The organism is Paraburkholderia sp. JHI2823 (assembly GCF_038900695.1).
GTDB classification, from domain to species: domain Bacteria; phylum Pseudomonadota; class Gammaproteobacteria; order Burkholderiales; family Burkholderiaceae; genus Paraburkholderia; species Paraburkholderia mimosarum.
The window spans coordinates 308,968-322,287 of the sequence record NZ_JAYMRY010000001.1 but is presented as its reverse complement, the minus strand read 5'-3'; the positions used below and the strand labels follow the sequence as shown (position 1 = coordinate 322,287).

The 13,320-nt window shown below is 64.5% G+C and carries 11 protein-coding genes and 1 pseudogene; 11 read left to right on the top strand and 1 reads right to left on the bottom strand.

Features of this window, described 5'->3' with window-relative positions; all coding sequences use genetic code 11:
* Complete coding sequence (locus tag VSR34_RS01585) at positions 1-774, top strand: MBL fold metallo-hydrolase (protein ID WP_342961702.1); 774 nt, start codon at positions 1-3, stop codon at positions 772-774.
* A gap of 131 nt (positions 775-905) precedes the next feature.
* Here the strand turns inward: VSR34_RS01585 and VSR34_RS01580 are convergent, their stop codons facing one another.
* Positions 906-1,604 (bottom strand): Bax inhibitor-1/YccA family protein, encoded by a 699-nt coding sequence (locus VSR34_RS01580; protein WP_028210037.1) that lies wholly within the window; start codon positions 1,602-1,604, stop codon positions 906-908.
* Positions 1,605-1,906: 302 nt separating this feature from the next.
* Here VSR34_RS01580 and ndk point away from each other — a divergent pair, with 302 nt between their 5' ends.
* The 10 genes and pseudogenes from ndk to hflX form a co-directional block, all read left to right on the top strand.
* Entirely contained in the window at positions 1,907-2,332 is a 426-nt protein-coding gene (gene ndk, locus VSR34_RS01575) for a nucleoside-diphosphate kinase (RefSeq protein ID WP_028210036.1), read from the top strand.
* Positions 2,333-2,479: 147 nt separating this feature from the next.
* On the top strand, positions 2,480-3,643 hold the full coding sequence (rlmN, locus tag VSR34_RS01570; RefSeq protein WP_342961701.1) for a 23S rRNA (adenine(2503)-C(2))-methyltransferase RlmN: 1,164 nt from the start codon (positions 2,480-2,482) through the stop codon (positions 3,641-3,643).
* A gap of 211 nt (positions 3,644-3,854) precedes the next feature.
* On the top strand, positions 3,855-5,102 hold the full coding sequence (locus VSR34_RS01565; RefSeq protein WP_342961700.1) for a helix-turn-helix domain-containing protein: 1,248 nt from the start codon (positions 3,855-3,857) through the stop codon (positions 5,100-5,102).
* Between the two features lie 125 nt (positions 5,103-5,227).
* The gene (ispG, locus tag VSR34_RS01560) at positions 5,228-6,535 is read left to right on the top strand and encodes a flavodoxin-dependent (E)-4-hydroxy-3-methylbut-2-enyl-diphosphate synthase (protein ID WP_028210033.1); all 1,308 of its coding nucleotides are present in this window, start codon (positions 5,228-5,230) and stop codon (positions 6,533-6,535) included.
* A gap of 104 nt (positions 6,536-6,639) precedes the next feature.
* Positions 6,640-7,977, top strand: coding sequence for a histidine--tRNA ligase (hisS, locus tag VSR34_RS01555; protein WP_028210032.1), 1,338 nt, complete (start codon positions 6,640-6,642; stop codon positions 7,975-7,977).
* Between the two features lie 78 nt (positions 7,978-8,055).
* A complete protein-coding gene (locus VSR34_RS01550) occupies positions 8,056-8,685 on the top strand; it encodes a tetratricopeptide repeat protein (RefSeq protein ID WP_028210031.1) in 630 nt (209 codons plus the stop codon).
* 94 nt (positions 8,686-8,779) lie between these two features.
* Positions 8,780-9,925 (top strand): outer membrane protein assembly factor BamB, encoded by a 1,146-nt coding sequence (bamB, locus tag VSR34_RS01545; protein ID WP_028210030.1) that lies wholly within the window; start codon positions 8,780-8,782, stop codon positions 9,923-9,925.
* Between the two features lie 416 nt (positions 9,926-10,341).
* Positions 10,342-11,679 (top strand): ribosome biogenesis GTPase Der, encoded by a 1,338-nt coding sequence (gene der, locus VSR34_RS01540; RefSeq protein ID WP_028210029.1) that lies wholly within the window; start codon positions 10,342-10,344, stop codon positions 11,677-11,679.
* A 162-nt stretch (positions 11,680-11,841) separates the two neighbouring features.
* Positions 11,842-12,078 carry an RNA chaperone Hfq gene (gene hfq, locus VSR34_RS01535; RefSeq protein WP_028210028.1) on the top strand — a complete coding sequence of 79 codons (237 nt, stop codon included), beginning with the start codon at positions 11,842-11,844 and terminating at the stop codon, positions 12,076-12,078.
* 59 nt (positions 12,079-12,137) lie between these two features.
* Positions 12,138-13,241 (top strand): annotated as a pseudogene (gene hflX, locus VSR34_RS01530) (GTPase HflX); the annotation flags it as partial.
* Positions 13,242-13,320: the final 79 nt, after the last annotated feature.

The window sequence follows — 13,320 nt, the reverse complement described above, 5'->3', positions numbered from 1 at the left end:
ATGCGATTTGCGAGCCTCGGCAGCGGCAGCGAGGGCAACGCACTGGTCGTAGAAGCAGGGGGCGGCGCGACGCCCACGCGCTTGCTGCTCGACTGCGGATTCTCAGCGAAGGAAGTCGAGCGGCGCCTCGCGCGCGCGGGGCTGGCCGCCGACTCTCTCACCGCGATTCTCGTTACCCACGAACACAGCGACCATATCGGCAGCGCGCTCACACTGGCGCGCCGCTGGTCGATTCCCCTGTACATGAGCTGGGGTACGGCGCAGGCCGTGGGCGCCGACGACGCCGATGTCGATCTAAATGTGTTGTGGGGCGACGAGACCGTCGAAATCGGGGAACTCGCCGTGTTGCCTTACACGGTGCCGCACGATGCGCGCGAGCCCCTGCAGTTCGTGTTCAGCGACGGCGCTTGCCGGCTTGGCGTGCTCACCGACGTGGGCGAATCGACGCCGCACATCGGCAATGTGCTCGGCGGTTGCGATGCGCTCGTGCTCGAATGCAATCACGATCTCGAGATGCTCGCGACGAGCCGCTATCCCGCGTCGCTCAAGGCGCGCATCGGCGGGTCGCATGGGCACCTGAGCAACGAGGCCGCAGGCGGCATCCTCGCGGGGCTCGATCGCGCGAAGCTGCGGCATCTCATCGCGGCGCATCTGAGCCAGCAGAACAATACGCCAGTGCTCGCGCGCGCAGCCGTCGCGGCGGTCCTCGGCAATGCGCTGACGCAAATCGGGGTCGCTTCGCAAGCGGAGGGCTTCGACTGGATTGCGCTCTGAGCCGCCGCTTGTTCGCGGAAGGTCAACAAACGAAAAAAAGCCCATGACGAAAGTCATGGGCTTTTTGTTCGACGAAGTGTTCGCGGAAGCCGGTATCGAACGATCCGGCCCAGTGAGGTCTCACTTAAGCCTTAGTTGCGATTGCCGCCGAAGATCCCGAGGATGGCGAGCAGGTTCGTGAACACGTTGTACAGGTCCAGGTAGATCGCGAGCGTGGCCGAGATGTAATTCGTCTCGCCGCCGTTCACGACGCGCTGCACGTCGAACAGCATGTACGCCGAGAAAATCGCGATCGCGAGCACCGACACCGTGAGCATCAGCGCGGGCAGTTGCAGGAACACGTTCGCGACGCCGGCGAGCAGGATCACGATCACGCCCATGAATAGCCACTTGCCGAGCCCCGAAAAGTCGCGCTTGCTGACGGTGGCGACCGTGGCCATGGTGGCGAAGATGATGCCGGTGCCGCCGAACGCGAGCATGATCAGCGACGGGCCGTTCGAAAAGCCGAGGATGAACGACAGCAGGCGCGAGAGCATCAAGCCCATGAAGAACGTGAAGCCGAGCAGCACGAACACGCCCACCGAGCTGTTCTTGGTGCGCTCGATGGCGAACATGAAGCCAAACGCGATCGCGAAGAATGCGAGCAGGCTCATGGCCGGGCTCGTAGCGGCGAAGAGCGAGAAGCCGGTCGCGACGCCCACCCACGCGCCGAGCACCGTCGGCACCATCGACAGCGCGAGCAGCCAGTAGGTGTTGCGCAGTACGCGGTTGCGGGTCTCGGCCGAAGTGACGGCGCCGCCGCGGCCGAAGTTGTAGGGATACTCGTTCATGCTTTCTCCTTGCGTGAGACGCGTGAGTGAGGGCGCGCAGGTGCGCGGTCCGCTCCCTCGTAAGATAAGTGCGCCGACCCGGAGTTTCAACGGGCTGCCACACAGTTTCCGTTATGGTGACAAAGCGTAGGCCACCAATCTTAAGCCTCTCTGAATCGTGTGGCAGCGCGGCGGTTGCGGAGGTCTGCACCCGTTTGCCCGGATTTGATCGGCTAAGAGGGTTCAATCGCAATCATACATGGGAACATGCTACAATTGCGGATTCATTTGAATCTGTAACCTCTTAATTTTCTGGAGTTTTTATGGCGATCGAACGCACCCTGTCGATTATCAAGCCGGACGCAGTGGCAAAGAACGTGATCGGCCAGATCTACAGCCGCTTCGAAAACGCTGGTCTGAAGATCGTTGCCGCTCGCATGGTTCACCTCTCGCGCGCTGACGCAGAGAAGTTCTATGCTGTTCACGCAGCGCGTCCGTTCTTCAAGGACCTCGTGGACTTCATGGTTTCCGGCCCGGTGATGGTTCAGGCGCTGGAAGGCGAGAACGCCATCCTGAAGAACCGCGAACTGATGGGCGCGACCGACCCGAAGAAGGCAGAGGCCGGCACGATCCGCGCCGACTTCGCCGACAGCATCGATGCGAACGCCGTGCACGGTTCGGACGCTGCTGAAACGGCTGCCGTGGAAATCGCGTTTTTCTTCCCGCAAGTCAACGTCTACTCGCGCTAAGCACGGCGCGAGCAGACTGCAGTAGTAGCATAGGGTCGCGAACGGCAATGACGCTCACCGTCCGGTTCGGGGTGCCGCGCAAGTGCGCAGGTTCCCGGGTAATGCGGTCGGTGGGCGCGCTCTCGCACTGAAATGGCAGGATTCGACATGACGAGCAGTTCCACCGTCAACCTTCTCGATCTCGACGCCCAAGGGCTCGTCGCATATTGCGAAAGCCTGGGCGAGAAGCCGTTTCGCGCCAAACAGCTTCAGCGCTGGATCCATCAGTACAACGCCGCCGACTTCGACGGCATGACCGATCTGGCCAAATCGCTGCGCGAGAAGCTGAAAGGGCGCGCCATCATCGGCATGCCCGGCATCATCAGCGACAACGTTTCCTCCGATGGCACGCGCAAATGGCTCGTGGACGTCGGCAACGGCAACGCGGTCGAAACCGTGTTCATCCCCGAAGACAATCGCGGCACGCTGTGCGTGTCATCGCAGGCGGGATGCGCGGTCAACTGCCGGTTCTGCTCGACCGGCAAGCAAGGTTTCTCACGCAACCTCACCACCGCCGAGATCATCGGCCAGTTGCGCATGGCGGAATTCGCCTTGCGCGCTTCGCTGCGTGGCGAGGCAGGCGGGCGCGCGACCGGCGGGGATGGCAAGGGCGAACGCGTCATCACGAACGTCGTGATGATGGGCATGGGTGAGCCGCTCCTGAACTACGACGCCGTGGTACCCGCCATGCGTCTGATGCTCGACGACAACGCCTACGGCCTGTCGCGCCGGCGCGTCACGCTCTCCACCTCGGGCGTGGTCCCGATGATGGACCGCCTCGGGGCTGACTTGCCCGTGGCGCTCGCCGTTTCACTGCACGCGCCGAACGACGCGCTGCGCGACGAACTCGTGCCGCTCAACCGCAAGTACCCGCTGCGCGAGTTGATGGCGGCGTGCCAGCGTTATCTCGAAGTCGCACCGCGCGATTTCATCACGTTCGAGTACTGCATGCTCGACGGCGTGAACGACACCGAAAAGCACGCGCGCGAATTGCTCGCCGTAACGCGCGACGTGCCCTGCAAGTTCAACTTGATCCCGTTCAATCCGTTTCCGGAATCGGGTCTGCTGCGCTCGAAATCGGAGCAGATCAAGCGCTTTGCGCAGATCCTGATGGATGCGGGCGTCGTCACCACCGTGCGCAAGACGCGCGGCGACGACATCGACGCGGCCTGCGGTCAGCTCGCCGGCGAGGTGAAGGACCGTACGCGCCTTGCTGAACGGACGGGCCGGGCAGGGGGCAAGATCATCGAGGTGCGGCCGGTTCAGCACTGATCCGGCATGAGGAGGGCCCACGGCGGCGTGCGGGGAAACGCGCGGTCGTTGGCAGTATCGAAATAGACGTTGCAGAAGCGATCGGAAGCGGCGAGTGGACTGACGACGAGCCGCGCATTTTGTTATAAACGGTCTGCGAATCGGGTTGAGGCGGGGCTAAAGGCGGCCCACCGGTTCCAGTATTGAAAAGAATCGACGCAAGGACTTTGGGATGAGCGAGCCGCAGCACCCTTTCGGTACAGACGGAACTGACAGCAACGCTGATCGTTCGGTACAGGGCGCGACGCCCTCGCCGGTGCAGGCGGTCCCCGATACGCTGGCCGCGGCCGGCGCGCGACTCGCGCAGTTGCGCGAGTCGAAGGGCTGGGCCATCGAGGACGTCTCGGCGCGTCTGAAGGTGTCGGTGTCGAAGCTGCGCGAACTCGAAGCCGGCGACATCAGTCATCTGCCGGATACGACATTCGCACTGGGCGTCGTGCGGGCCTACGCGAAGCTGCTTGGCACGGACTCCACGCCGTTCACACAGGCGCTGCGCCGCGAGCGCGGCATCGCGCAGCCGGATCTGTCGATGCCCGCGTCGGCCGGCTCCGATCTGCCGCGCGGACGGGTGTCGCTCTCGCTTGGGGGCAGCGGCGCACGGGCGCCGCGCCGTCGCGCTTCGTGGCTGTGGGGCGTGGCGATCATCGCGATCGCGGTGCTCGCCCTTTCCATGTGGCACACAAACAGCGGCGAATCGTCGGCCTGGTTTGCGCGCATGAAGGCAATGGCGAATGGCGCGAGCGTACAGTCGGGCAGCTCGTCGCCCACGGTGACGCAAGGCGAGGCGACCGGCTCCGCTGGCGCATCGGCCGTTCAGGGCGTGGACCCGTCGGCCACGCCGGCAAGTGGCGATGCAAGCGATGCGGCCCCAAGCTACGCGGGTGACAACGGCAGCGCAGCCCCCGATCAAGGCGCTGCGGCAAGCGCGCCGCAGGCTGCTCAGCAGACTACGCAGCAACCGGCCCCGCAGGCCATGCCGCAACCGGCGGCGCAGGCCGCGCAACAGCCCGCGCCACAAGTCGCGCGTCCTGCTGCTGCGAGCGCTGCGCCGGCGGCCGCGCCGGCCAGCGTGGCCAGCGCAGCACACGCACAGGCGGCGAGCGCACCGGCCGCCAAGGCAACGGAGGCTGCACCAGGCACGACTGCCGTCACCAACGCGGACAGCGGCGCGGACACCTCGACATTCGCGATCCGCGTGACGCAGGACACCTGGGTGAGCGTGCGCCAGAAGGACGGGAAGGAAGTGTTCTCGGGCATGATCCACGGCAGCGACGCCCGTGAGATCACCGGTACGGAGCCGCTCAAGGTCACCGTGGGCAACAAGGCCGGCATCGAGTCGATGACGATCGATGGTCAGCCGGTCGACGCGGCGAAGTACGCGTCGGCGCGGGGCAATGTCGCGCGCTTCGTGCTGCCCTGATTGCAACATGGCATGCGTCGCGGTGAGGCAAGTACCAGTTGCCGGCCGCGACGCTTTTTCAATTCATGCTGTGCCGCCGCTGACTAGTCAGCCCCGGTGCGCGTGAGGCGTAAATGGGTTTTTCGATGCAAAGCGAAACGCAATCCTCGACCAGCAACAGTCAGATCTGCTCGAACGAGCCGATCCTCGGCGGCCACGCGCCGCGCCGCAAGTCGCACGCCGTGCATGTGCGCTGGGGCGGCCAGCTGGTGACGATCGGCGGCGACGCGCCGGTGCGCGTGCAGTCGATGACCAACACGGACACCGCCGACGCGATCGGCACCGCGATCCAGATCAAGGAACTCGCGCAAGCCGGCTCGGAGCTCGTGCGCATCACGGTCAACACGCCCGAAGCGGCGGCGGCCGTGCCGCACGTCCGCGAGCAGCTCGACCGCATGGGCGTGACGGTGCCGCTCGTCGGCGACTTTCACTACAACGGACACCTGCTGCTGCGTGACTACCCCGCATGCGCGGAAGCCCTCTCGAAATACCGCATCAACCCGGGCAACGTCGGCCAGGGTGCGAAACGCGATACGCAGTACGCGCAGATGATCGAAGCGGCCATCAAGTACGACAAGCCGGTGCGCATCGGCGTGAACTGGGGCAGCCTCGACCAGGACCTGCTCGCGCGCATGATGGACGAGAACGGCGCGCGCAGGGAGCCGTGGGAAGCGCAGAGCGTGATGTACGAAGCGCTCATCCAGTCGGCCATCGGCTCGGCGGAGCGCGCGGTCGAACTCGGGCTTGGCCGCGACAAGATCATTCTCTCGTGCAAGGTGAGCGGCGTGCAGGACTTGATCGCCGTCTACCAGCAACTCGCGAAGCGTTGCGATTTCGCGCTGCACCTGGGGCTCACCGAAGCGGGCATGGGATCGAAGGGCATCGTCGCTTCGACGGCCGCGCTTTCGGTCCTGCTCCAGCAGGGCATTGGCGACACGATCCGTATCTCGCTCACGCCGGAGCCGGGCGCCTCGCGCACGGGTGAAGTGGTGGTCGGCCAGGAAATCCTGCAGACCATGGGCTTGCGTTCGTTCACGCCGATGGTCATCGCGTGCCCCGGCTGCGGCCGCACCACGAGCACGCTGTTCCAGGAACTTGCTTCGCAGATCCAGAACTATCTGCGCGCGCAAATGCCGCTCTGGCGCGATGAATATCCGGGCGTCGAGACGATGAACGTGGCCGTCATGGGTTGCATCGTGAACGGCCCGGGCGAATCGAAGCACGCGAACATCGGCATCAGCCTGCCGGGCTCGGGCGAGAATCCCGCTGCGCCGGTGTTCATCGACGGCGAGAAGGTGAAGACGCTGCGCGGTGAGCGCATTGCCGAAGAATTCCAGCAGATCGTGAGCGACTACGTCGCGCGCAAGTACGGCAAGGCCGAAGTGACGAACTGAGCGCGCGGATCAATCCGCGCGGCCAGACACGGCCCCTTGCACGACTCGCACGACCAGCCACGCACGATCACGTACGCATACACGGAAAGTCCATCCGCAACGCAATGACTGAACAAAAACGCAAGCCCGAAAAGCTCACGGGCGTGAAGGGCATGAACGACATCCTGCCGCAGGAGGCAGGGCTGTGGGAATTCTTCGAAACCACGGTGAAGTCCATGCTTCGTTCGTACGGCTATCAAAATCTGCGCACGCCGATCGTCGAGCATACGCAGCTCTTCACGCGCGGCATCGGCGAAGTGACCGACATCGTCGAAAAAGAGATGTACAGCTTCACCGACGCGCTCAACGGCGAGAACCTCACGCTGCGCCCCGAAGGCACGGCGGCGGCCGTGCGCGCGACGATCGAGCACAACATGCTCTATGACGGCCCGAAGCGCCTGTGGTACATCGGCCCGATGTTCCGTCACGAGCGTCCGCAGCGCGGCCGCTATCGTCAGTTCCATCAGGTGGGCGTCGAGGCGCTGGGTTTCGCGGGTCCCGATGCGGACGCGGAAATCATCCTGATGTGCCAGCGGCTCTGGGACGATCTCGGCCTCACCGGCATCAAGCTCGAGATCAATTCCCTCGGCGTGGCCGAAGAGCGCGCGGCGCATCGCGTCGAGCTCATCAAGTATCTCGAGCAGCACGTCGATCTGCTCGACGAAGACGGCAAGCGCCGCCTCTACACGAACCCGCTGCGCGTGCTCGACACGAAGAATCCCGCGCTGCAGGAGATCGCGAACAAGGCGCCGAAGCTGATCGATTTCCTCGGTGAGGCCTCGCGCGCGCACTTCGAAGGGCTGCAGCGCATCCTCAAGTCGAACAACATTCCGTTCACGATCAATCCGCGTCTCGTGCGCGGTCTCGATTACTACAATCTGACCGTGTTCGAATGGGTGACCGACAAGCTCGGCGCGCAGGGCACCGTCGCGGCGGGCGGCCGCTACGATCCGCTGATCGAGCAGCTGGGCGGCAAGCCGACGGCCGCGTGCGGCTGGGCCATGGGCATCGAGCGCATTCTCGAACTGCTCAAGGAAGAGGATCTCGTGCCGCAGGAAGAAGGTTGCGATGTCTACGTCGTTCACCAGGGCGAAGCCGCGCGCGAGAAGGCGTTCATCGTGGCCGAGCGCCTGCGCGACACGGGCCTCGACGTGATCCTGCATTGCAGTGCCGATGGCCAGAGCGCGAGCTTCAAGTCGCAGATGAAGCGCGCGGATGCGAGCGGCGCGGCGTTCGCCGTGGTGCTCGGCGAGGACGAAGTGGCGAAGGGCGAGGCCGGTGTGAAGGCGCTGCGCGGTACCGCTGAGGAGGCTCGCAGCGAGCAACAAACGGTAGCGCTTGAGGACTTGACCGAATATCTGATCAATGCGATGGTTGCATCCGCCGAAGACGGCGAGGACTGAAGCGGCCGCCCAGGCGGGCCGCCGGGGTCGCGGCGCATTCGAAAACAGGCTTGAGAATAAACGAGGAATCGCTACGCGATGAGTTACCACGACGAACAGGAATCGATCGAGAGCTTCAAGGCATGGTGGGCGCAGTGGGGTAACGCCACTACGTGGGTCGTGCTGATCGTTCTGCTCGCGCTCGCCGCATGGAATGGCTGGAACTTCTGGCAGCGCCGCCAGGCGGCCGAAGCTGCCGTGCTGTACGACCAGGTGCAGCAGGCCGCGAACAGCAGCGACAAGGCGATGCTCACGCGCATCGGGTCCGACATGGAAGACCGCTTCGGCGGCACCGCCTACGCGCAGATGACAGCGCTGGCCGTGGCCAAGGCGCTCTATATGGCGGGCGACACGGCCGGCGCGAAGGCGCAGCTGCAGTGGGCCGCCGACCACGCTAAGGACGACGAATTCCGCCAGGTCGCAAAGCTGCGCCTCGCTTCGCTCCTGCTCGACGAGAAGGCCTACGATCAGGGCCTTGCGCTGATTCCGCAGCCGGATTCGGGTCCGTTCAAGGGCATCGTGGCAGACGGCCGGGGCGACCTGCTCGCGGCCGCCGGCAAGCGCGACGAAGCGCGTGCGGCCTACAAGCTCGCGCTCGACAGCCTGCCGAAGAGCGACGCTTCCGAGCGCCAGTTGATCCAGTTCAAGCTGGACGCGCTGGGCGGCTAAGCGGCCGGTCGTGATCATCGTGCCGATCGCGCCCAATGCGTGCGTGGCATTGCGAAACCATTCAAAAGAAACTTCATTCATGCGTCGTTCACCGATGAATCTGCTGAAACGAACCGTTGTGCCCGTCGCTTTCGCGATGACCGTCCTGGCTCTCGCAGCCTGTTCATCGACGAAAGACGTGCGCCGCGTGCCGGTGCCGCTGACGGAGTTCAAGCCGGCGCTGGACGTCCAGCAGGTGTGGAAGACGAGCGTCGGCAAGGCCGGTCGCTACCTGTTCTCGCCGGTCGCCGTGGGCGACACCGTCTACGCGGCGGGCGAGAACGGCTCGGTCGCGAAGATCGACGCGGCGTCGGGCAAGGACATCTGGCGCACGAAGCTCAAGGACGACATTTCGGCGGGCGTGGGCAGCGACGGCAATCTCACGGCTGTCGGCGGCCTGAAGGGCGACGTGTACGTGCTCGACGCGAACGGCAAGCTCTCGTGGCAGGCCAGGGCGCCTGGCGAGATCATCTCGCCGCCGCTCGTGGGTAACGGCCTCGTGATCGTGCGCACGATCGACGGCCAGATCGTCGCCTTCAACGGGCAAACGGGCGAGCAGAAATGGATCTACCGTAATCGCGCCGTGCCGCTGAATCTGCGCGTTTCTTCGGGTATGACGTTCGCGGGCGATCAGGCGGTCTTGGCGGGCTTCCCGGGTGGCTCGTTCGCTGCGATCAACCTGGCGAGCGGCGACGCGTTCTGGGAGACCCCGGTTTCGTACCCGAAGGGCGTGACGGAAGTCGAGCGGATCAACGACGTGAGCGGTCCCCCCACGCTCGTCGGCGCGACGACCTGCGCGGTGACGTTCCAGGGGCAGCTTGGCTGTTTCGATGCGAACTCGGGCCGACCGATGTGGCAAAAGGCGTTCTCGAGCACGAGCGGTATCGCCCAGGACGAAACGACGGTGGTGGGTGGCGACGACTGGTCGGTCGTGAAGGCCTTCAGCGTTTCGAGCGGCCAGCCGACCTGGACCAATGAAAAGCTCAAGAGCCGCGACGTGAGCGTGCCTGCCTTGCTGGGCCACGCGGTCGTGCTCGGCGACTTCGAGGGCTACGTCCATTTCCTCTCACTCGATGACGGCAGCTTCGTCTCGCGCGTGAAGACCGACGGCAGCCCGATTACGGCGGCCCCCGTACTCGCCGGCAACACGCTGGTCGTGCAGACGAAGGACGGCGACCTGTACGGTCTGCGTCCGCATTAAGCATCGTCTGCCGGGAGTGGCTGCCCGGATGGTCGCCGTCCATTGCATGCCAGCCCCTGCGGCTGGCGCGTGAACCAGCACACTCGCGTGGCATGCAGATGCAGTGACCGCATCTCGCGAGCGGCAGTCTGATGCATGCCGTCGACGAGGCCTGGGTCCGGCGCCTTTTACACAGGCCGGCTCGAGCCGGCCGAGCGCATTTCACGGCGGCGAACAGCGAGCCTGCCGTCCACCGTTCCGCCGCCTGGCGGATGCGCGGCGACCGGCCCCCGTCGCTTCGCACTTTCAGCTCGGGGCCGCGGCTCCGCTCGTGAATTTCGTGATAATTTGCAACTGACGCAACCCCGCAGGCGCGGGACTTGCCGCGCAGCGCGCCGGACTTTTCCGGCGCCGCGCCTTACTGTAGAAAAGATCAGATGAAACCCGTAATCGCCCTCGTCGGGCGCCCCAATGTGGGGAAATCCACGCTGTTCAACCGGCTCACGCGTTCGCGCGATGCGCTGGTGGCCGACCTGCCGGGCCTCACGCGCGACCGCCACTACGGTGAAGGGCGCGTGGGCGATCGCGCGTATCTCGTGGTCGACACCGGCGGCTTCGAGCCGGTCGCGAAGGACGGCATCCTGCACGAGATGGCGCGCCAGACGCGCCAGGCCGTGGAAGAGGCCGATATCGTCGTGTTCATTTGCGACGGCCGCAACGGCCTCGCGCCGCAGGACAAGCACATCGCCGATTACCTGCGCAAGACCGGCCGGCCGATCTTCCTCGTCGTCAACAAGGCCGAGGGCATGAAGTACAGCGCAGTGGCGGCCGACTTCTACGAACTCGGTCTCGGCGATCCGCGCGCGATTTCCGCCGCGCACGGCGACGGCGTGACGGAGATGATCAACGAGGCGCTCGAGAAGGCCTACGCAGACCACCCCGAGGAAAGCGAAGAAGACGCCGCGAAGCACGGCGTGAAGATTGCGATCGTGGGCCGCCCGAACGTCGGCAAGTCCACGCTCGTCAATACGCTGATCGGCGAAGACCGCGTGATCGCCTTCGACATGCCGGGCACCACGCGCGATTCGATTTATGTCGATTTCGAGCGCAACGGCAAGAAGTACACGCTGATCGATACGGCCGGCCTGCGCCGCCGCGGCAAGGTCTTCGAGGCGATCGAGAAGTTCTCGGTGGTCAAGACGCTGCAGTCGATCGCCGACGCCAACGTGGTGATCCTGCTGCTCGATGCGCAGCAGGAAGTTTCGGACCAGGACGCCCATATCGCGGGCTTCGTGGTGGAACAGGGCCGCGCACTCGTGGTGGGCGTGAACAAGTGGGACGGCATGGACGATCATGCGCGCGATCGCACCAAGCATCACCTGCAACGCAAGCTCAAGTTCCTCGACTTCGCGAAGATGCACTTCATTTCGGCGACGGAGAAGTTCGGCATCGGCGCGCTCATGCGCTCGGTCGATGACGCCTACGCCGCCGCCATGGCGAAGCTGCCCACGCCCAAGCTCACGCGCGCGCTCATCGAAGCGGTGGAATTCCAGCAGCCGCGCCGCCGCGGCCCGGTGCGTCCGAAGCTGCGCTACGCGCACCAGGGGGGACAGAACCCGCCGATCATCGTCATTCACGGCAATGCGCTCGACGCCGTGACGGACACCTACAAGCGCTATCTGGAAAACCGTTTCCGCGAAACTTTCTCGCTCACGGGCACTCCATTGCGCATAGAGTTTCGCTCGTCGACGAATCCCTATACAGAAAAAAACTAGACTCTGGCTGAGTAGCGTTCGCTACCCCTCGCAGCCCTCCTGGCCGAACCGCCAGGAACCGCGCGGGGGAACGAGAATCAGCTATAGTGTAGCGATTGGTGGTGGATTTCTTTTTCTTCATCCCAATATAAGTTAAACCTGCAAAAAAATACGGAGTTTGCTATGAGCAACAAAGGGCAATTGTTACAAGACCCGTTTCTGAACGCGCTGCGCAAGGAGCACGTGCCTGTTTCGATCTATCTGGTCAACGGCATCAAGCTTCAAGGGAACATCGAATCGTTCGACCAGTACGTCGTGTTGCTCCGTAATACGGTTACGCAAATGGTTTACAAGCACGCCATTTCCACGGTGGTCCCGGCACGTCCGGTGAACTTCCACCCGGATGCGGAAGCGTCCTGACCCATGACGCGGTCGGCCCGGGGCGCGTCACAGGCTGCTCGGGTCCGGCCGCTTTCATTTTGACATCCGCTAATTTGATCAACGCCGCACTCGTCGGCATCGACTTCGGCAAGACCGACTTCGAAGCCAGTCTCGAAGAACTCAGCCTGCTCGCCAAAAGCGCGGGCGCACATCCTGCCGTCACGCTCACCGGTCGTCGCGCCAGCCCCGATGCTGCCATGTTCATCGGCAGCGGCAAGGCAGACGAGCTGCGTCTCGCCTGCGAAGCCAACGACATCGAAATCGTCATTTTCAATCACGCACTGTCGCCGGCCCAGCAACGGAACCTGGAGCGTGCGCTCGATCGCCGCGTGATCGACCGCACGAGCCTCATTCTCGATATCTTCGCGCAGCGCGCGCGCAGCCACGAAGGCAAGCTGCAGGTCGAGCTCGCGCAATTGCAGTACCTTGCCACGCGTCTTGTGCGCGCCTGGACTCACCTCGAGCGCCAAAAGGGCGGTATCGGCCTGCGCGGCCCCGGTGAAACGCAGCTCGAGACCGACCGCCGGCTCATCGGCGAGCGCATCAAGATGCTGCAGGGCAAGCTCGCGAAGCTGCGTCGCCAGCACGGCACGCAACGGCGCCAGCGCGAGCGCAACCGCACGATGTCGGTTTCGCTCGTGGGCTACACCAACGCCGGCAAGTCCACGCTCTTCAATGCACTCACGAAGGCGCAGGCCTACGCTGCCGACCAGCTGTTCGCCACGCTCGATACGACCTCGCGGCGCGTCTGGCTCGGCGATGAAGTCGGTCAGATCGTGCTCTCGGATACGGTGGGGTTCATCCGTGAGCTGCCTCACCAGCTCGTCGCCGCGTTTCGCGCAACGCTGCAGGAAACGGTTCAGGCCGACCTGCTGCTGCATGTGGTGGATGCATCGAGCGCCGTGCGCCTCGACCAGATCGATCAGGTGAACGAGGTGCTGCGAGATATCGGCGCCGACACGATCCGCCAGGTGCTCGTCTTCAACAAGATCGACGCCGTGCCTGAACTGGCGGCCCGCGGCGGAACGGTCGAGCGCGATGAATATGGTAATATTTCGCGCGTCTTTTTGAGCGCACGCACGGGTGTCGGACTGGATGCGCTGCGCTCCGTCATCGCCGAAATCGCGACTGCCGAGCCGCTAGTCGACGCGTCGCAGCCACTGGCCTCCGACTGGCATGCGGCGCAGCAAGAGCCTCGCTGGGAACCCGAGCACGAGCGCT

What these genes read in the sequence shown, in the direction of transcription:
- VSR34_RS01585 (WP_342961702.1), top strand. Translation starts at nt 1, where the DNA reads ATGCGATTTGCGAGCCTCGGCAGCGGCAGCGAGGGCAACGCACTGGTC.
- VSR34_RS01580 (WP_028210037.1), bottom strand. Translation starts at nt 1,604, where the DNA reads ATGAACGAGTATCCCTACAACTTCGGCCGCGGCGGCGCCGTCACTTCG.
- ndk (WP_028210036.1), top strand. Translation starts at nt 1,907, where the DNA reads ATGGCGATCGAACGCACCCTGTCGATTATCAAGCCGGACGCAGTGGCA.
- rlmN (WP_342961701.1), top strand. Translation starts at nt 2,480, where the DNA reads ATGACGAGCAGTTCCACCGTCAACCTTCTCGATCTCGACGCCCAAGGG.
- VSR34_RS01565 (WP_342961700.1), top strand. Translation starts at nt 3,855, where the DNA reads ATGAGCGAGCCGCAGCACCCTTTCGGTACAGACGGAACTGACAGCAAC.
- ispG (WP_028210033.1), top strand. Translation starts at nt 5,228, where the DNA reads ATGCAAAGCGAAACGCAATCCTCGACCAGCAACAGTCAGATCTGCTCG.
- hisS (WP_028210032.1), top strand. Translation starts at nt 6,640, where the DNA reads ATGACTGAACAAAAACGCAAGCCCGAAAAGCTCACGGGCGTGAAGGGC.
- VSR34_RS01550 (WP_028210031.1), top strand. Translation starts at nt 8,056, where the DNA reads ATGAGTTACCACGACGAACAGGAATCGATCGAGAGCTTCAAGGCATGG.
- bamB (WP_028210030.1), top strand. Translation starts at nt 8,780, where the DNA reads ATGAATCTGCTGAAACGAACCGTTGTGCCCGTCGCTTTCGCGATGACC.
- der (WP_028210029.1), top strand. Translation starts at nt 10,342, where the DNA reads ATGAAACCCGTAATCGCCCTCGTCGGGCGCCCCAATGTGGGGAAATCC.
- hfq (WP_028210028.1), top strand. Translation starts at nt 11,842, where the DNA reads ATGAGCAACAAAGGGCAATTGTTACAAGACCCGTTTCTGAACGCGCTG.